The organism is Acidicapsa acidisoli (genome assembly GCF_025685625.1).
Taxonomy (GTDB): Bacteria; Acidobacteriota; Terriglobia; order Terriglobales; family Acidobacteriaceae; genus Acidicapsa; species Acidicapsa acidisoli.
The window spans coordinates 531,369-549,866 of record NZ_JAGSYI010000003.1 but is presented as its reverse complement, the minus strand read 5'-3'; the positions used below and the strand labels follow the sequence as shown (position 1 = coordinate 549,866).

Below are 18,498 nucleotides of genomic sequence, written 5' to 3'. Positions count from 1 at the left end.
ACGGAGGCAACAGACACATGGACCAGCCAATAGGGAACCAGCCCGCAATCGGTGCATACCAAATCGAGAACCGGACCGAAGGAACCGACGCGCACCGCAGCGAGGCCATCCGCATCCAGTTTCACGATGAGGTTCCGCACGGAGCCCGCATCAAGGTCATCGGCGTGGGCGGCGGCGGCGGCAACGCCATCAACCGCATGATCGAGGCCAAGGTCGAGGGTGTGGAGTTCATCACCGCCAACACCGACGTCCAGGCCCTCAAGCTCTCCCAGGCTCCCGTCAAGCTCCAACTCGGCGTCCGCCTCACCGCCGGCCTCGGCGCAGGCGCAAATCCCGACGTTGGCCGCCGCGCCGCTCTCGAAGACTCCGACAAGATCATCGAAGCCCTCGAAGGCGCGGACATGGTCTTCGTCACCGCCGGTCTCGGCGGCGGCACCGGCACCGGCGCCGCTCCCGTCATCGCCTCGCTCGCCAGCGAAATGGGCATTCTGACCGTCGCCGTCGTCACACGCCCCTTCGCCTTCGAGGGCAAGCGCCGCCTCCAACAGGCCGAGCGCGGCATGGCCGAGCTGCTCGAAAGCGTCGACACGATGATCGTCATTCCCAACGAAAAGCTGCTCGCCGTAGCCAAGGACGCGGGCTTCTTCGAGTCCTTTCGCATCGCCGACGACGTCCTGCGCCAGGGAGTCCAGGGCATTTCAGATATCATCACCATCCCCGGCATCATCAACCGCGACTTCGCCGACGTAAAAACAACGATGGCCGGCATGGGCCACGCCGTCATGGGCACCGCAGTCCGTTCCGGAGCCAACCGGGCCGTCGAGGCGGCACAGGCAGCCATGGCCTCACCGCTTCTCGAAGAAGGTGCAATCGACGGAGCGCGCGGTATCCTCATTAACATCACCGGCTCCAGCACCCTCAAACTCTCCGAAGTCAACGAAGCCTCTTCGCTCATCCAGACCTCCGCCCACGAAGACGCCAACATCATCTTCGGCGCAGTCCTCGACGAGAAGATGGGCGACGACGTCAAGATCACGGTCATCGCCACCGGCTTCCGCGACCAGATGCCGGAACGCCGCGCCCGTATGCTCGATGTCGAGTCCGCGCCGGTCATTTCCGTCCCCGTGGTTGCGCCCGATAACTGGATGAAGGAATCCGCGCCCGCGCCGCTTCGCTTTATGAGCGAAGTGGAAGAGGAAGAGATCGAAAATCTCTCGCAGGAAGCAAAACTCCAGAGCTGGGCGGGCACCTCCGAGCCAGTTGCACCCGTCGAGGCAGAACTTGTCCTTGTCGGCGTTCCCGTCGTCGCAGAGCCGGAACCAGCCCAATCCGTCGTCGCGCAAGCCGTAGTTGCGGAAACGGTTGCAGAACACCCCGCCGCCACGCCTGAGGCACATCAGGAAGTCGTACCCTACCGGGAATTTGGCAGCCGCTTCGCCTATGAGCCAGAGCACCCGGCCGTTCCCGCGCGGCCTCGCTTCGCCGAACTGGCCGAGCCACCAACCTACGCACCCTTGCCCAGGGACTACGCCAGCGAGCTTCGTCCCGTCACAACCACTCCGAGCGAGTCCTCGCCGTTCTTCGGCCACACTCCCGAACCGGAGCAGACCGATCTCGATGTCCCGGCATTTCTGCGCAGAGGCCAGTTTTAGCAGGGTTTAAGTGAGTCCCGAACTGGGAAGCTGCCCAAAAAGAGGGGTTGTTTTTTAATACGTTGCTCTGTAGAGTGCCGTTAAGCCCCCAAGGGAATTATGGTTAGCCCATTGAATGAAATTTGCAATTAAGACGGCGTTTCCATTTGTCAACGGATTAGTTTGCTAATCTGGTATTGACGAAGAAATCAACTTTTTGCCGTCGTGCCAATAAGGCCGATTTAAGGTTGAACCACCTGATCTGCACCTGTCGTATGCCGCCCCAGGGAACACGTAGCACGGAAAGCTAACCGGGGTGGAGTCTCAATTCACTGAATCCGAGGTCGCTTTCCCGATGAGATTGGTTCCGCACTGTGCCGCAGCACTCGCCTTGGCTTACACCTCCGTCTTCGTTACCGCGGCCAGCGCCGATGTTGCGACCCATCGCGTCCACCATGCAAAGACCGCACAGCCGCACATCACGGAAACCAAGTCTGCCAAGCACGTAGCGCACCGAACCGCAACCAGTCACACAACCGCTCATGCTGTCGCGCACGCTCCCGCGACTCACGCGGCAGGCAAAGTTGCCGCAGCCACTACCCCCCGCACAGTTCACGGAAGACTGCGGCGGACGACGCTGGCCTCCCGCCATCACGTCACCTACGAGCGCTTCACCGCCAGCTCTTTTGTTACCAGCCAGGGAGACGGCGATATCACCGCAGGCGAAGACCCGACCATCCGCGCCGCAGTTATCGACGCCCTCGGCAACATGAACGGCACAGCCGTCGTCATCAATCCCGCCAACGGTCGCATTCTGGCCATGGTCAATCAGAAGCTTGCGCTCTCGCCCGGCGCCGAGCCTTGCTCCACCATCAAGCTCTCCGTCGGTCTCGCCGCGCTTTCCGAAGGCCTCGTGACCCGTGACACGCCCGTCAATCTGGGCGGCTTCCGCATGAATATGACCGAGGCTCTGGCGCACTCCAACAACCTCTACTTCGAGGAGATGGGCAGGGAACTGGGCTTTGAGCGCGTTCGCCACTACGCCACGCAGTTCGGCCTCGGCGAACTGGCCGGTTACGACATTCCCGGCGAACAACTAGGTACCTATCCCGATCACGAGATTCCGGCTGCCGAAGGTGGCGTAGGCCGCATGTGCAGCTTTGGCCAGGGAGTCTCCATGACTCCGCTGCAACTCGGCGCATTCGTCGCCGCCATCGCCAACGGTGGCACCCTTTATTATCTGCAACATCCGACCACTCCCGACGAGGTCGCCAGCTTTGAGCCGCGCATCAAGCGCACCCTCGACATCGCTCGCTTCGTTCCCGACCTGCAGGACGGCATGGCCGGCGCAGTCGAGTACGGAACGGCCCGCAGGTTGCGCGTCAACTTCCACGAACTTCCCGTATTCGGCAAAACCGGCACCTGCTCCAACAACGGAACCCGTTTCGGCTGGTTTGCTTCCTATTCAGATTCCCCCATGGGAAGCCTCGTCACTGTCTTCTTCCTCGAAGGCGGGCGTCCCGTCTTCGGCCCACGCGCTGCCGAGCTGACTGGCCTCTTCTATCGCAGCCTATGGGATAGGAATTACTTCGCAGAAAAGGGACCAGTGCAAGCCGGGGTTCAAAATCATGGCCAGACCGGCTCATTGCTTTCCCCGAATTTTTCGAGCGGAGTGGCCCACTAGGGATTCATGGCTTCTGTTGCCACCGATAGCTTCGATCTGATCTACGGGCGCTCAACCAGCTGAAAACACAAATCTTGACCGGCTAGGCCCTGTAAAACCCGGCCTTTCCCGCGCCACGAACACGATCTTCCCGAGATCGTTGCATATTCCTGCGACTGTCTGGCAGCAATGGCATCTTATAGCCACACGCCAGCAGCTACATTTACACTGGCGCCAGGTCTCTCCTATGCCATTACCTACCGCGATCCTCCTGACATACGGTTATTTCCTGATCTTCGGCTGGGTTCTTCTGGAGCAGATCGGACTGCCCCTGCCCGCCACGCCGGTTCTTCTGGCCGCCGGCGCGCTCTCCGCGACTGAGCACATGAATTTTTTTGCCGCGTTGCTTGCCGGAGCCACAGCCTGTCTCGTCGCGGACCTGAGCTGGTTCCTGTTTGGTAGACGTTACGGACACTATGTGCTCCGTCTCCTCTGCCGCTTCTCGCTTGAAGCCAGCACATGCGTTCGCCGCACCCATGAGTCGTTTGGCCGCCGCGGCGCTTACACCCTGCTCTTCGCCAAGTTTGTTCCAGGACTCTCCGTAGTCGCTCCGCCTGTCGCCGGGCAGACCGGGATGAGCCTGCGCCGCTTTCTGGTCTTCGATGCGGGTGGTTCCATCGCCTGGGCGGGTTCGCTGCTCCTTGCCGGGCGGCTCTTCGGCGACCTGATCGCCAAGGACCCCAGCGTACTCAACTGGTTGGGACGCTTCGGCGGAGCGCTCCTGATTCTGGGCATTCTTGCCTTCCTCGCCAGCAGGATTTACCGCCGCTACAGCTATTTGAGGAAGTTCCGCACCGCTCGACTCGAACCGGAAACCCTCAAGCAAATGCTGGATGCGGGCGAGCCCGTTTACATCGTGGATCTTCGCCACCCGCTGGAACTGGTTCCCGACCCGTACACCCTGCCGGGCGCGCATCACTTATCGCCGGATGCTCTGGCCCAGCGCAGCAGCGAAATTCCCCTCGACCGCGACATCGTCCTCTATTGCACCTGCCCTAGCGAAGCCACGGCAGCAAAGACAGCCATGACTCTCAACAAGCTCGGCATCGCCCGCGTCCGTCCTCTGCGGGGTGGCTTCGACGAATGGAAGCGCCTAGGCTTCCCCCTCGACGCAATCGAGATGGCCGTACCAACGCAGCAATAAGCAAGTGTTTTGGTCGCACTGGAGCACAAGTCGCAATGATCGGCGCCACTGTCGCCCCGCCCGATACACTAGAACTCGTGCAACCCCGATCAGGCGCGCCTGGTCCAGCACGAGGAGCAGTGCGTGGCCTACAACGATCTTCGCGAATGGATAGCGGTTCTCGATAAAGCCGGAGAACTGAAGCGCATCAAGGAACCAGTCTCGCCGCGACTGGAAATCACGGAAATCACCGACCGCGCCTCCAAATCCGGCAGCGCTTCGCGAACAGTCAAAGGCGCGCAAGGCTACGCTCCCGGTGGCCCCGCATTGCTCTTCGAAAACGTGATCGGCCATCCCGGCCACAAAGTCTTCATCAACCAGTTCGGCTCCGAACGTCGCATGGCCATGGCCCTCGGCGTTGACCGGCTGGAGCAGATCGCCGAACGCATCCACGGCCTCATGAACATGAAAGCCCCCGAAGGCCTGCTCGACAAGCTCAAGATGCTGCCCCAGGTCGGCGAACTGACGCGTTCCTTTCCCAAGACCGTCTCTGCAAAAGACGCGCCCTGCAAACAATTCATCCTGCGCGAAAACTTCAACGTCCTCGATTTTCCCGTCCTTACCTGCTGGCCCCACGATGGCGGCCCATTTATCACTCTGCCGTGCGTCCATACCCGCGACCCCAGGTCAGGCAAGCGCAACATCGGCATGTACCGGATGCAGATCTACGACGGTCAGACCACCGGCATGCACTGGCAGCGCCAAAAAGTCGCCGCCGAGCACTATCGCGAAGCCCTGCGTACAGTAGCCGCCGCCAACGCCGAAGCCGACCCCAAAGCCGCCCGCGTAGCCGCCATGGCCGAGTCTTCCGGCGGTGCCTACGCTGTCCCCGATGGCCCCGTCGGCGGACTGCCGCAGGTCCAGTTCGGCAACCTCAAAGGCTCGCGCATGGAGGTCGCCGTCTCCATCGGCACCGACCCGGCCACGACATTCTCCGCCATCGTCCCCGCCCCTCCCGAGGTCGAGGAGTACCTGATCGCCGGCTTCCTGCGCGGCAAGCCCGTCGAGATCGTGAAATGCGAAACCGTCGATCTCGAAGTACCAGCCAACGCGGAGATCGTCCTCGAAGGCTACGTCGAACTTGGCGAATTGCGCACCGAAGGCCCCTTCGGCGACCACACCGGCTTCTACACCATGCAGGACCAATACCCGGTCTTCCACATCACCTGCATCACCCACCGCAAAGACCCCATCTACGCCGCCACCATAGTCGGCAAACCGCCCATGGAAGACGCCTGGATGGGCAAGGCCGTCGAACGCATCTTCCTGCCCATGATGAAGATGACCATCCCCGAAATCATCGACATCAACCTGCCCGCCGAGGGTGTCTTTCACAACCTCATGCTCGTGTCCATCCGCAAGAGCTACCCCGGCCAGGCGCGCAAAGTCATGTCCGCCATCTGGTCGCTCGGCCAGGCCATGTTCACCAAGTGCATCATCGTCGTCGATGAAGACTGCGACGTACAGGACATCGGCGAAGTCACCCTGCGAGTGACGAACAACATCGACCCCGAGCGCGACATCCAGTTCACCCTGGGCCCCATAGATTCGCTCGACCACGCCAGCCGCATGCCCAACTACGGCTCCAAGATGGGCATCGACGCCACCCGAAAGTGGAAAGCCGAAGGCTTCGACCGCCCTTGGCCTGCCATGCTCGAAATGGACCGTGCGACAAAGGCCAAAATCGACACCATCTGGAGCAAACTGGAGATCGACCGCAAATAAACGGCTCAGCCAGAAATGAGCAGATAAACCAGGCCTTCGGTGGTGGGTCGGTTTGAAGGGTACGGGCTTCAGCCCGTACATTAAGTCCGCAAGATCAAAGGGCTTCAGTCCCTGAGGGTTGGCCTTTATTCAAACTGACCCACTACCGGGCATTCAAGTAGAATCGGAGGGTTCTACCGGGAGCCCTGTCGGATGCCCTTTATCATGCGTCGAATAGTCGCGCACTGTCTGGCTGCCGTCCTTATCTTCACTGCTTCGCACGCCGTCGCGCAGACGCTGCACGTATCTGACTTGCAAGGCAATCCCATCCAAAAGCTGGCCGCCGACGGAACACAGGTAGTCGTGCTGATCTTCGCCGCCACAGACTGCCCGATCTCCAATCGCTATATCCCCGAAATCACAAGACTCAATCGGGAGTATGCAGCCAAGTCCATCAAAATATGGTGGGTCTTTCCAAACCCCGGCGACACGCTTCCCATAGTGCAACGGCACATACAGGATTTCTCTATCGTCACGCCAGCATTGATTGATTCCCATCAAGAACTGGTGCAAATGGCCCACGCCTCCGTGACTCCCGAAGCAGCTGTCTTCGCCGTCAACGGTGGCACACTTCGCGAGGTCTATCACGGCCGCATCGACGACCGCTACATCGCCTTCGGTCAGGAGCGACCACAAGCCACGCGCCATGAATTGCAAGAGGCAATCGAGGCCACACTCGCTGGCCGTCCAGCATCCAAGCCCGCCGCAGGCCCGGTTGGTTGCTCTATCATCCCGGCAGCGCAAAAGCCATGAAAACATCGGTACCCGTGGAGCTTTTACGCCTAGCACTGTGTATCGCCGGAGTTACCCTGGCAGCCATCGCCCACCCTCCGTTTCTAAATACTCAAGTCGCGAGCGCCAAAATAACTTCGCCTTCTAACTCCACCACGGCGCAAGTTACTCCAAACCCGACCTGGTCCCATGACATCGCGCCAATTCTCTATAAAAACTGCACAACCTGCCATCATCCCGGTGGCGCTGGCCCATTCAGCCTGCTGACTTACGCCGACGCCAAACGCTGGGGCGCACAGGTCGCGAAAGTAACCGGCTCCCGCTACATGCCCCCATGGCTGCCCGAACCCGGCCACGGCGACTTCGCCGACAATCGCCGCCTGCCCGACGCCGACCTCGCAACTCTGCGCAAGTGGTTCGAAGCGGGAATGCCACAGGGCGACCTCGCCGAAGCCCCAAAAGCTCCCGCCTACGACGCCACCTGGCAATTGGGCAAACCCGACCTGATTCTCAAACAGGCGCAGCGCTTCGCGCTTCCAGCCGGAGGCACGGACGTCTTCCGCAACTTCATCCTCCCCTATCCGCTCAAAGAAGGACACTACATCCGCGCAATGGAGATTCGCCCCGGCGCGCCCCAGGTCGTCCACCACGCCAACGTGCTCATCGACCGCACCGGCAGCTTCCGCCGTCAGCATCCCGCCGACTGGCAGTCCGGAATCCCCGGCATGGAGATTCTCCTCGACGCCGGCAACACCTTCGATCCCGACAGCCATTTCCTCTTCTGGAAGCCCGATACTCCCGCGCTCATCGAGCCGGAAGGCATGCCCTGGCGGCTCGATCCCGGCAACGATCTCATCCTCAACATCCACCTCAAACCCTCCGGCAAATCCGAGGTCATCGACACAGAAATCGGCCTCTACTTCACCGACCAGCCGCCCACCAGGCAGCCCATGCTGCTGCAACTCGATCGCGACGACGCACTTGACATTCCTCCCGGCGACAACAAGTTCCTCGTCGAAGACTCCCTGACCCTGCCAGTCGATGTCGAAGCACTCGGCGTCTACCCCCACGCCCACTACCTCGGCAAAGACATGCAGGCCTGGGCCACGCTCCCCACAGGCGAGAAAAAATGGCTGGTCTGGATTTGCGACTGGGACATCGACCGCCAATCCGTCTACCGCTATCGCGAACCGGTGCAACTGCCCAAGGGCACAGTCCTGCACATGCGCTATCTCTATGACAACTCGGCGTCCAATCCGCGCAACCCGCACAATCCGCCAATCCGAGTCCACGCAGGCAACCGCTCCGAAGACGAAATGGCGCACCTCTGGCTTCAGGTATTGCCCGTTCACGCCGACCCAAACAGTCCCGATCCGCGCCTTCTGTTAGAGGAAGCATGGATGCGCAACAGGCTCAGCAAGTCCCCCGGCGACCGCATAAGCCTCTATAACCTCGGTGCAGCGCTCACCGGCGAAGGCCGATTCAAAGAAGCCGTCGCAGTCTATGAACGCGACAGCAAAGCGCATCCAGACGACGCCCGCACCCTCACCGCTCTGGGAGCAGCCCTCGAAGGCTCCGGCGACTGGCAATCCGCGCGCGCATCCTTCGCTCGCGCCGTCGCCGCCACTGGCGCACCGCAGTCGCAAATCTGCGACGCCCGCTTCGATCTAGCGAATCTAGATCTCCGCCAACAGAATCTCTCCTCCGCCGAGCAGGAGTTTCGTGTGCAATTGACCGCCTGTTCCGAAGACGCCGAAACCCACTCCGGCCTCGCGGCGACCCTCGCAGCAGAAAGCCAGCCCAAACCCGCCGAGGACGAATACCGTCGCAGCCTGCAACTCGATCCACAAAACCTTCCGTCGCTGCTCGGCCTGGCGTCCATCGAACTCGACACAGGCGAAAACGCCAGCGCCATCCAGCGCCTCAACGAAACCATCCGCATCCATCCATCCTCCGAAGAAGCGCACGGCCAACTTGCCCGCGCCTACGCGCAATCCGGCGATTTAGCCCACGCCGAGGCAGAGCTTCGCAAAGCCGCCCAACTCAAGCCCGACGACCCCGCCATCCATTCCGCGCTTTCCCAGGTCCTCGCCGGAACCGGCAATCTCGAAGAAGCAGCCACAGAACAGCGCCAGGCCCTCAAATTACAGGAAAACGACCCGGACGGCTGGAACAACCTCGGCGTCCTCGAAGCCCGCACCGGCAAAACCGAATCCGCCCGCCGCGACTTCCAGCGCGCCCTGCAGCTCCAACCCGGCCACGCCCAGGCCCGCGCCAATCTGGACCGTCTGCCAAGAGCCAACTGAAGTCAGCACCACGCAGAAGGCTTACCGCGCGATTGGCTCATCGTTACACTTCACTTCGCACGTCATTCTCGCGCGTTCCAAATCGTGCGTCTCAGATGCTGAAGACAGGCGCGGCGTAAGCTATAGCTGCCATGGTGTTTTGCGTTATGCTTGCGCCAATGATTCCGATTCCGCGTGACTGGTTCGACTACACAAATTTCGGGGTGGGGCTAGTCGGATTGGTCTTCACGCTTTGGGCTGTTCGGCAAGCCACCGGCGCCAAGCAAGCCGCTAAAGAGACGCGAGAGGCGATTTGGCAACGCGAGGCATCCGACTCCTTTTCGGATTTGTTGCACATCGCGGAGAGCATATCGGAACTGGTACAGTTCGAGCGGCAGCCCGAGGCGGCGGTTCGGGTTAGAGACATATTGGCACGAATCCCAAAGGATCGCGCCCGATTTGAGCGGTATCTTGGCAGCGATTCCGCTAAACTACTGGCATTGGAGTCTCGATATCAGGAGTTGGCTCGAAAATTGGCCGAACCAGCAGTGTGGGACGATAGTGACGCACGCCGTGTCGCGACTGACGCAGCATTGGGGGCCAGCCGCGACTTGAGCGAAATATGCGGGCGCTTGCTGAAACGCCAAGATGAGGAGGGACGATGAGCGCGAAGGCCGAGGAATTTGCAACCCAACTCCTTGAAAAGACCAGAGACGGCAAGCTGAAGTGGTATTTCGTAGCCGATCCTGAGCTAGAGACCTACAAGTCAGATGCCGAAGGCGGAATTTCGTTCATCATCAAGAGAAAGACATTCGGCGAAAATAAAGTTCTTACCTTCGAATTGACCGAGCCGGGGAGAGTTGTCCTGTCGGATATGGAAAGCAATTTCCCGATATCCAGCGACCTGCGGAGAGTTTTGGAAGAGGGGCGGACGATCCTGGAACGCTTCGGCTTGCAGCAAGAGCCAATCGATGACTACAAGATCACGCGTTTCAGGCTGTACAGCGATCTTTTTTATGCTGCACGTGAAACTGCGCAAGGCGGAGATCAGGCAATCGAAAAGGCGCAGCAGTTTCTGGCGCGGCTGGCGTAAACCTCGGTATGCGGCAACGGGGAGTGCGGAATCCCCGCTGCGATTTCCTCAGCCCGTCCCGGTAAACTGAAGTCACATCATGGCTACTCCGCAGGCTCTATCCCCCGAAATTCTCCTCCATATCTCCCAGCAACTCACTCTTCCACTGCGCGGCCTGGTCGCCGTCATCGAACTCCTCGACGAGGGCGGCACCGTCCCATTCATCGCCCGCTATCGGAAAGAAGCGACCGGCAATCTCGACGAGGTGCAGATTCGCGCCATCGAAGAGCAGCTCGCCTACTTCCGCGAACTGGTCTCGCGTAAGCAGACAGTGCTCGAAACCATCGCCGGGCAGGGCAAGCTGACCGATGAGCTGAAGGCTCGCATCGAGGCCACGCTCGACCGCAACGTCCTCGAAGACCTCTATCTGCCCTACAAGCCCAAGCGCCGCACCAAGGCCACCATCGCCCGCGAACAGGGCCTCGAACCTCTCGCCGACTACCTCTGGGCGCAGCAGCCCGGCGAAACCTCGCTCGCCGATCTCGCGCCAACCTTCGTCAGCGAAGAAAAAGGCGTCGCGACTGTCGAGGCCGCCCTCGAAGGTGCCCGCCACATCGTCGCCGAGCGTATCAGCGAAGACGCCGATCTGCGCAAGATGCTGCGCCAGTGGGTCTTCGACGAAGGCGTCGTCATCAGCAAGAAGGCCGTCGACGCCGTCGACGAACAAGAGAAGTTCAAGATGTACTACGAGTACCGCGAGCCGGTGAAGACCATCCCCTCGCATCGCATGTTGGCCATCCGCCGCGGCGAAACCGAAAACGTCCTCTTCTTCCTCATCGAAACCGACGCCGACCGCGCCGGCTCCATGCTACGCTCCCGCGTCCTGAAGGCCAAAGGCGACTGGACCCCTCAGCTTGAGCTGGCGGTCGATGACAGTTGGTCGCGCCTGCTGAACTCCTCCATCCAGGCCGAAATCCGCCTCGAACTCAAACGCCGCTCCGACGCCGAAGCCATCCAGGTCTTCCGCGAAAACCTGCACAACCTGCTCCTCGCAGCCCCCGCCGGACCCATCGCCGTCCTCGGCATCGACCCCGGCCTGCGCACCGGCTGCAAAGTCGCCGTCGTCGACGAAACCGGCAAATTCCTCGCCCACGACGTCATCTACCCCCACACCGGCAAGGGCAACACAGAAGCAGCCAAGGCTACTCTCTACCGCTTCCTCAGCCAGCACAACTGCCGGGCCATCGCCATCGGCAACGGCACCGCCTCCCGGGAAACCGACGCCCTCGTCCGTGAATTCCTGCGCGAAAAGGAACTCAAGGACATTTTCACCGTCACCGTCAGCGAATCGGGAGCCAGCGTCTACTCCGCCTCCGACCTCGCCCGCCAGGAGTTCCCCGACCTCGACCTCACCGTCCGCGGAGCCATCTCCATCGCCCGCCGCCTGCAAGACCCCCTCGCCGAACTGGTCAAAGTCGACCCCAAGGCCATCGGCGTCGGCCAGTACCAGCACGACGTCGACCAGCGCCAGCTTCAGGAGTCTCTCGGCCAGGTCATCGAGAGCTGCGTCAACCGCGTCGGCGTCGACCTCAACACCGCTTCGTGGGCGCTGCTCCGCTACGTCGCCGGAATCACCGAGCGCACGGCCCTGAACATCATCGCCCACCGCGACCAGCACGGCCGCTTCGTCTCCCGCGAGCAACTGAAGAAGGTCACCGGCGTCGGCCCCAAGACATTCGAACAGGCCGCGGGCTTCCTGCGCATTCGCGATGGCGAAAACCCGCTCGACTCAACCGCCGTCCATCCCGAGTCCTACGCGCTCGTCGAAGAGATCGCCCGCCTCGCCGCCAGCCCCATCGACAGCATCATCCGCCAGCCGGAACTGCTCGAAAAAGTCGACCGCAGCCAGCTCAAGGCCGGAACATTCACCCTGCAAGATATCCTTGATGAGTTGCGCAAGCCGGGCCGCGACCCCCGCGACAAGTTCGTCGCCCCCAGCTTCCTCGAATCGGTCCACGAAATCTCCGATCTGGAGCCGGGCATGGTCCTCGAAGGCGTCGTCACCAACGTCACCCGCTTCGGAGCCTTCGTCGACGTCGGCGTCCATCAGGACGGCCTCGTACACATCAGCGAACTCTCCAACAAGTTCATCAAAGACCCGTCAGAAGCCGTAAAAGCCGGACAGATCGTAAAGGTAAAGGTCCTAAGCGCCGACGCCCGAACCAAACGAGTCTCCCTGTCGATCAAAGCCCTGCTGGACAACAGCGCAGGCCCACGCCCAGCAGGCAAACGCCCCAACACCCCACCCAAACCGCCAGCCCCCCCAGCACCCCCGGCAACGATGGAAGACAAAATCGCAGCCCTGGCCGCCCGCTGGCAAAAACGATAGTCCATCTCTAACTCAAGTGACAATAAAACTCTGGGTGCCCATCCCTCGTGCGCAGCTCGTACAAAGGATGTGCATAACCCTATAAGCACCAATTTAAGCAGCACGAGCTAAAAGGTGACCCTCTGTCGGTTTCTGGGCGGTAACTTCCTGTTAGGCGATCCGCCGTCCAGAGCCAAGAGAAACCGGCCGCAGCCCAGATCGGCCAGACCGCGCAGAGGTGACTCGTTATAGATCCGTGGTATCCTTCGGTTGCTTTCCAACTAAGGAGGTTCTCATGACTCATCTGAGAAGTCGCCGCACCAAGAGAACTCCTTGCGGATTCGCTGGAGGAATGCTGCTATATTTCTGCGGATTCGGATTCGTTCCACTTGGGAGTGGGCAAACTGATCCATCGACCCAGTGGATTGCGGATCTGAAGGATTCAAAATCTCACCTCCGCGAACACGCTCTCCTGTCGCTCGCTGATTCCAAGGATTCGCGCAAGGTCGAACTCCTAATCGCTGCTCTCAACGACTCGAATCAGCAGGTCCGGATTGGCGCGGTCGATGCGTTGGGTCAAGCCCAGGATCCACGAGCCGTCAAGCCGCTGCTCGACGTCCTTCAAGGTCCGGACAATGAACTCAGACTTCACGCTTCAAATTCATTGGCCATCATCCATGACCCCAGCGCGGTCGAGCCTCTCGTAGCGGCTCTCAAGGATCCTCGATCCGACGTCCGGCAGAACGCAGCCTTTGCCTTGTTCAACCAAATTCAAGATCCTCGCGTGATTGAACCTCTGGTCGCCGCCCTGAGTGACCCGGAAGCAAATGTCCGAAGCAGTGCTGCATTCACTCTTAGCGCGATGGCCGGAACAAAAGACCCGCGGGTCGCCGAACCACTGATCGTTGCACTGAAAGACCCAATGGAAGATGTCCGGAGGAATGCCGCTCGTGCTTTGGGCAAGACGGGGGATCCTCGCGCAGTCGAACCTCTCATTGCGGCCCTGAAAGACCCGGAAGCAAAAGTCCGGAGCGATGCAGCCAGGGCGCTGGTCGACACCAACAGTCCCCACGCAATTGACCCACTGTTATCCGCCCTCAACGATGCGAATGAGGACGTCCGGCTGAAAGTGGCCCACGCGTTGGAAAGAAGCAAGGACAAACGCGTGGTTACGCCGTTCATCACTTTTCTCAACCACTCGGATACCAACGTTCGTTGGAGAATGGCTGCTTGGCTGATCACCATCCACAATCCCGTGATGGTCAGCCCTCTGACTGTGCTTATGCGGGATTCGGACCCACGTGTTCGGAAAACAGCGGCCTGGGCCTTGAGCGAAATAGAAGACCATAGCGCCGTCAATGCCCTACTGGCAGCCTTGAAGAAAAGCGATGCGCCCGCAATCGCCGGAGCTTATCGCTTCTTTCTAAGTCGGGGCAAACCAGGGTCGGAAGATGCTCTGATCGAAGCACTCGATAAGTACGGCGATCCGTGGATGGCTCGAACTTTCGAGAACTGCGGAGATGTGAAGTTGCAGGAGGCTGGGTACAATTGGGAAGCAAAACCCCATTCCTTTGGTTCGCAAACAACGATCTCCTCGGCAGAAGTAGAGGTAATCCGCTGGGGAAGCGTTAGGTAAATCTCAATTGGACTCAATTTCGAGCGGCCTTCAAGGCTGAGAAAAGGGCGATTGAGAACCGGGCCTTGGTTCAAGCTGTACCACCGCCAAACCGAAACTAATTCTTAAGTTAGCGCTCATGGAGCACCAACCCTTCCGCGACCGTTAATACTCAGAATAAGAGCGCTCTAATCGTTCTGCCGCAAACTCAGGAACGAATAGCCCTAAGCCCCGCCCAGCACCAACTTCTGCGCCGCAAAGATCTCCCGCAACCCGCCCTCAGCCAGATCAATCAACTCGTTAAGCTGCGCCCGCGAATAGCTGCCCTTTTCCGCCGTAGCCTGCGTCTCCACCAGCCCGCCGTCCGCAGTCATCACCACATTCATATCCACCTCAGCCTGCGAATCCTCCTCGTAGCAGAGATCCAGCAACGCCGCGCCCTCCACAATCCCGACCGAAGTAGCAGCCACCAGTTGCCGCAGCGGAGAAGCCTTCAGGCTTCCAGCCTTCACCAGCGCATTAAACGCCAGCGCCAGCGCAACACAGGCTCCAGAAATGGCCGCCGTCCGCGTCCCGCCATCGGCCTGAATCACGTCGCAGTCCAGAATCACCGTCCGCTCGCCCAGCGCCTGCATATCCACCACCGAACGCAGACTGCGCCCAATCAGTCGCTGAATCTCATGCGTCCGTCCGCCAATTTTGCCCCGCTCGCTCTCCCGCGCCGTCCGCGTCACTGTGGATCGCGGCAACATGGCATACTCCGCCGTCACCCATCCCCGCCCCGAGTTGCGCAGCCAGCTTGGAACGCCGTTTTCAATCGTCGCATTGCACAGCACCCGCGTAGCCCCGACCGAAATCAAAACCGAGCCCTCCGCCGTGCGCACAAAGCCCGGAGTCAGCGTCAGCGGGCGAAGCTGATTGGTAGCGCGGCCATCCGCGCGAAAGAAGTCAGCTGTGCCAGCGCTCGTCTTAGAACTCGTCGTGGAGCCGGCCAGCGAAGTGCCAGGGGAAAGGTTTGCCATAGAGCGATTGTACGAGAGTGGCCGAGAGTCCCGTTCCCGGCAGGGGAATCCCAAATCGGGAACAACCCACTCCAGCCCCAAAACCGGAACTCGCAATTAGCCCCATATAAATCAACTAGATACGAACCAATGGCCGTCTCGGTGTCCCGATTCGGAACAGTTCAAAGCTGCCCGACTAAGAGGCGCATGGAGGAATCCCGACCTGAAGTCCTTTCCTTATCAGGGACTTAATAAACGTGTCCTAGTTTGGCACGCCGAATGCTACTTAGGAGGTCAATATCGGAACTCAATCTCCTGGCCCAAATCGGCAAACGCCGCAATAAGAAGCCAGGAAGTCGTGCCATCAGCCGCCAGTTCCCACTACTGGCGCCATAGGAGGAGTTTGCTTTGCAGACGGATAGTTGGCAGCCTGAAACCGCATCGCTTACCAGACCCAATCGGCAAGAAACAGCACTCGCGCCAGACTTAGCCAGCCTGATTCACGACACCCGTAACATGGTTTCCGCAATGGATCTCTATTGCGGCCTGCTGGCAGAGCCGGACGTCCTCTCCGCTCCCTTTCGGCATTACGCAGGCGAGCTGCAACTAATCGCCACAGCCTGCCGCAGCCTGTTGGACAAGATGGCGAATTCCGAAGCCCAGCCCGACGCCGATCTCTCCTCAAACACAGGCTCCTGGCCTTCGCCGGTCCGCTGGCCTCACAACCGTCAGCCCGCGCCGCCACGTCCCAATCCACGCCTTGACCCACGTCTTGACCCACGTCTCGATCGCCCCGGACGCCTCCGAGTCTTCCTCGACGGCCATCCGATGGAAAGCCTCGCCGACGAGCTGCAAGCCAACCAGAACTTGCTGGCCGCCATGGCCGGCCCCGGAATCACGATAGCTCTCTCCATCGAAGGAGGCCACCGTCCCGTCTCCATGACGCGAGACGACTTCACCCGGATCATGGTGAACCTCGTCAAAAACGCCGCCGACGCGATGCCCCACGGCGGACACATACACATATTCCTCCGCGAGGACGGCGGAAGCCTGTTGCTCAGCGTCGAAGACAGCGGGCCCGGCATCCCGGAAGGCGCCCTGGAACTCATCTTTTCATCCGGCTATTCGACCCATGCCAACAAAATCTCCAGTTCGGTTTCCAGCTCGGATGCTTCGGCCTCTGGCCCCGTGCGCCATCGCGGCTTCGGGCTATCCATTGTTCGCTCGGTTGTCACCGCAGCCGGGGGCAGCGTAAAGGCCTTCAACCGGAAAGGCAACCCAGGAGCAATCCTCCAGATCGAGTTACCCTGCCGGGCATCTCCGAATCTCCATTCCTAAGCCGTCGAATCCCCGAAAACACACAATTGTTTGGTCTTGAAACTGAGTCTGAATGTCTCTTCAGAATTCGTTGTAGACAAAAGAACTAATAACTCCCAAGCAAAGAGCTGGAAAGGCGAATACAATGCTCGAAACAGTATTGCAGTCAACCATAATGGAGTATTTCCCGCAAAATCTCGAGACCCAGGAAACTCAGGAGTCACAAGGGCCCTCGAACCGCAAGGTTCGCATGCACCTATTGGTCGTCGACACAGACGCCGCAGTACGCTCCGCCTGCGCCGAAATCGCGACTTCGCTGGGCTATGCCGTCCAATCCACGGCGGATCTCGCCCAGGCCAAGAGCTTGGTCAGCAGCCGCGCCGCAGACATTCTTCTCGTCAACCTGCCCTATGGCGGTTATCACGCGCTCGATCTTGTCTCCGAGGTGAAGGTCCTGCATCCGGCCACGGCAGTCATCGCCATGACCGCATCCAGTTCGGTGAACGCCGCCGTCGAAGCAATGCGGCGCGGCGCGTCCGACTACCTGACCAAACCCTTCGCCGTCGACGAGCTTTCAGCTGTCTTGGAGCGGGCGGCAGCCACCGTCGCCGTTGACGCAGAGAGCCGCCAATTGCGCGAGCGCCTGCGCCTCAGCCAGGGACTCGGCTCCATGATTGGCCGCTCCGCCGAGATGGAGAAGCTCTACCGCATCCTCTCCAAAGTCGCCCAAAGCACGCATCCGGTCCTGGTGCTCGGCGAGAGCGGCACCGGCAAGGAACTCGTCGCTCGCACCATCCACGCCTACGGCCCCAACGCTTATAAGCCATTCCTTCCCGTCGACTGCGGTTCGCTGGTGCCAACCTTGATCGAGAGCGAACTCTTCGGCTACGTCAAGGGCGCTTTCACCGGCGCCTCGAAATCCAAAGACGGATTGTTTGTCAGCGCCGAGGGTGGAACCGTCTTCCTGGATGAAATTGGCGAGTTAACCCTGGACCTTCAGGCCAAGCTGCTCCGCGCCCTGCAGGAAAAGGAAGTGCGTCCCGTCGGCGCGACGCACCGGGTGCCCATCAAGGCCCGCATCGTCGCCGCCACCAACCGCGATCTCGCCGCGATGGTCGAAAAGGGAAGCTTCCGCAAAGATCTCTTTTATCGCCTCAATGTCGTCAATCTTCGCCTGCCTGCGCTGCGCGACCGCCGCGAAGACATCCCCCTGCTCACCGCGCACTTCCTGGAGCGGATGTCCAAGGGCCAGCCAGTCAAGTTCTCCCTGAGCAACGAAGCGCTGCGAACCATGATGCAGCACGACTGGCCGGGAAATATCCGCGAACTGGAGCACTGCATCGAGCGAGCCTGCGCCCTGTCCTCGGGTCCGGTGCTCGAACTGGGCGACCTGCCCACGCAGTTGCAGCAGCAGGGCCTAGATGCGCATCGCGTTGCCGCCAAGGCGGAGACAGTCTCCGCCGAAGGGGCAGCCGATGTCGTGCCGCTCGCCGAGCTGGAGCGCCAGGCCATCCTCAGCGCAATCCGCAAGCTCGGTGGAGACAAGCTCCTCGCCGCGCGGCTGCTCGGAATCGGCAAGACCACCCTCTACCGCAAGCTGAAGGAATACGGCATCACCGACCCTCTTCTCGAAGAAGAATGACGATCCGAATCCTCCGGATGCTTACAACATAAAGTCGCACACAACGTAGGACAATAGACGCGTAGTCGCGCGTTTCATCCGTCAATCCTGCGGGCGAGCAGGCAACAAAGCTGCCGCCCAGCGCCACCAGTTGCCTTCCTGCCAGATCTGGTTCAACGCGAAGCG

Annotated in this window: 13 protein-coding genes; 12 read left to right on the top strand and 1 reads right to left on the bottom strand. The window is 60.4% G+C overall.

What is annotated here, in order from left to right:
• Positions 1–17 precede the first annotated feature (17 nt).
• The 10 genes from ftsZ to OHL23_RS20075 all read left to right on the top strand — a co-directional run bounded on the left by ftsZ (position 18) and on the right by OHL23_RS20075 (position 14,394).
• A complete protein-coding gene (gene ftsZ / locus OHL23_RS20120; RefSeq protein WP_263353754.1) occupies positions 18–1,652 on the top strand; it encodes a cell division protein FtsZ in 1,635 nt (544 codons plus the stop codon).
• A gap of 334 nt (positions 1,653–1,986) precedes the next feature.
• Positions 1,987–3,315: a penicillin-binding transpeptidase domain-containing protein gene (locus OHL23_RS20115; protein ID WP_263353753.1), complete on the top strand. Its 1,329-nt coding sequence runs from the start codon at positions 1,987–1,989 to the stop codon at positions 3,313–3,315.
• A gap of 226 nt (positions 3,316–3,541) precedes the next feature.
• A complete protein-coding gene (locus OHL23_RS20110; protein WP_263353752.1) occupies positions 3,542–4,498 on the top strand; it encodes a VTT domain-containing protein in 957 nt (318 codons plus the stop codon).
• A gap of 123 nt (positions 4,499–4,621) precedes the next feature.
• Positions 4,622–6,262, top strand: coding sequence for a UbiD family decarboxylase (locus OHL23_RS20105; protein WP_263353751.1), 1,641 nt, complete (start codon positions 4,622–4,624; stop codon positions 6,260–6,262).
• A 204-nt stretch (positions 6,263–6,466) separates the two neighbouring features.
• Positions 6,467–7,054: a redoxin domain-containing protein gene (locus OHL23_RS20100; RefSeq protein ID WP_263353750.1), complete on the top strand. Its 588-nt coding sequence runs from the start codon at positions 6,467–6,469 to the stop codon at positions 7,052–7,054.
• Positions 7,051–9,339, top strand: a complete 2,289-nt coding sequence (locus tag OHL23_RS20095) for a tetratricopeptide repeat protein (RefSeq protein WP_263353749.1) — start codon at positions 7,051–7,053, stop codon at positions 9,337–9,339. The genes OHL23_RS20100 and OHL23_RS20095 overlap by 4 nt, the downstream gene beginning before the upstream one ends.
• 146 nt (positions 9,340–9,485) lie before the next feature.
• On the top strand, positions 9,486–9,983 hold the full coding sequence (locus tag OHL23_RS20090; protein WP_263353748.1) for an EAP30/Vps36 family vacuolar-sorting protein: 498 nt from the start codon (positions 9,486–9,488) through the stop codon (positions 9,981–9,983).
• Positions 9,980–10,411 carry a hypothetical protein gene (locus tag OHL23_RS20085; RefSeq protein WP_263353747.1) on the top strand — a complete coding sequence of 144 codons (432 nt, stop codon included), beginning with the start codon at positions 9,980–9,982 and terminating at the stop codon, positions 10,409–10,411. Before OHL23_RS20090 ends, OHL23_RS20085 begins: the two co-directional genes overlap by 4 nt.
• A gap of 79 nt (positions 10,412–10,490) precedes the next feature.
• Complete coding sequence (locus tag OHL23_RS20080; protein ID WP_263353746.1) at positions 10,491–12,779, top strand: Tex family protein; 2,289 nt, start codon at positions 10,491–10,493, stop codon at positions 12,777–12,779.
• A gap of 274 nt (positions 12,780–13,053) precedes the next feature.
• Positions 13,054–14,394 (top strand): HEAT repeat domain-containing protein, encoded by a 1,341-nt coding sequence (locus OHL23_RS20075; protein ID WP_263353745.1) that lies wholly within the window; start codon positions 13,054–13,056, stop codon positions 14,392–14,394.
• A 203-nt stretch (positions 14,395–14,597) separates the two neighbouring features.
• Here the strand turns inward: OHL23_RS20075 and rph are convergent, their stop codons facing one another.
• On the bottom strand, positions 14,598–15,395 hold the full coding sequence (rph, locus tag OHL23_RS20070) for a ribonuclease PH (protein ID WP_263353744.1): 798 nt from the start codon (positions 15,393–15,395) through the stop codon (positions 14,598–14,600).
• 387 nt (positions 15,396–15,782) lie between these two features.
• Here rph and OHL23_RS20065 point away from each other — a divergent pair, with 387 nt between their 5' ends.
• Both OHL23_RS20065 and OHL23_RS20060 read left to right on the top strand, forming a co-directional pair.
• The gene (locus OHL23_RS20065) at positions 15,783–16,712 is read left to right on the top strand and encodes a sensor histidine kinase (RefSeq protein ID WP_263353743.1); all 930 of its coding nucleotides are present in this window, start codon (positions 15,783–15,785) and stop codon (positions 16,710–16,712) included.
• A 124-nt stretch (positions 16,713–16,836) separates the two neighbouring features.
• Positions 16,837–18,333 carry a sigma-54-dependent transcriptional regulator gene (locus OHL23_RS20060; RefSeq protein ID WP_263353742.1) on the top strand — a complete coding sequence of 499 codons (1,497 nt, stop codon included), beginning with the start codon at positions 16,837–16,839 and terminating at the stop codon, positions 18,331–18,333.
• The last annotated feature ends 165 nt before the right edge of the window (positions 18,334–18,498 follow it).

Excerpts from the sequence above, each read along its gene's own strand:
- OHL23_RS20080 (WP_263353746.1), top strand. The coding sequence starts at position 10,491 with ATGGCTACTCCGCAGGCTCTATCCCCCGAAATTCTCCTCCATATCTCC.
- OHL23_RS20100 (WP_263353750.1), top strand. The coding sequence starts at position 6,467 with ATGCGTCGAATAGTCGCGCACTGTCTGGCTGCCGTCCTTATCTTCACT.
- OHL23_RS20095 (WP_263353749.1), top strand. The coding sequence starts at position 7,051 with ATGAAAACATCGGTACCCGTGGAGCTTTTACGCCTAGCACTGTGTATC.
- OHL23_RS20115 (WP_263353753.1), top strand. The coding sequence starts at position 1,987 with ATGAGATTGGTTCCGCACTGTGCCGCAGCACTCGCCTTGGCTTACACC.
- OHL23_RS20110 (WP_263353752.1), top strand. The coding sequence starts at position 3,542 with ATGCCATTACCTACCGCGATCCTCCTGACATACGGTTATTTCCTGATC.
- rph (WP_263353744.1), bottom strand. The coding sequence starts at position 15,395 with ATGGCAAACCTTTCCCCTGGCACTTCGCTGGCCGGCTCCACGACGAGT.
- OHL23_RS20075 (WP_263353745.1), top strand. The coding sequence starts at position 13,054 with ATGACTCATCTGAGAAGTCGCCGCACCAAGAGAACTCCTTGCGGATTC.
- OHL23_RS20085 (WP_263353747.1), top strand. The coding sequence starts at position 9,980 with ATGAGCGCGAAGGCCGAGGAATTTGCAACCCAACTCCTTGAAAAGACC.
- ftsZ (WP_263353754.1), top strand. The coding sequence starts at position 18 with ATGGACCAGCCAATAGGGAACCAGCCCGCAATCGGTGCATACCAAATC.
- OHL23_RS20060 (WP_263353742.1), top strand. The coding sequence starts at position 16,837 with ATGCTCGAAACAGTATTGCAGTCAACCATAATGGAGTATTTCCCGCAA.
- OHL23_RS20090 (WP_263353748.1), top strand. The coding sequence starts at position 9,486 with ATGCTTGCGCCAATGATTCCGATTCCGCGTGACTGGTTCGACTACACA.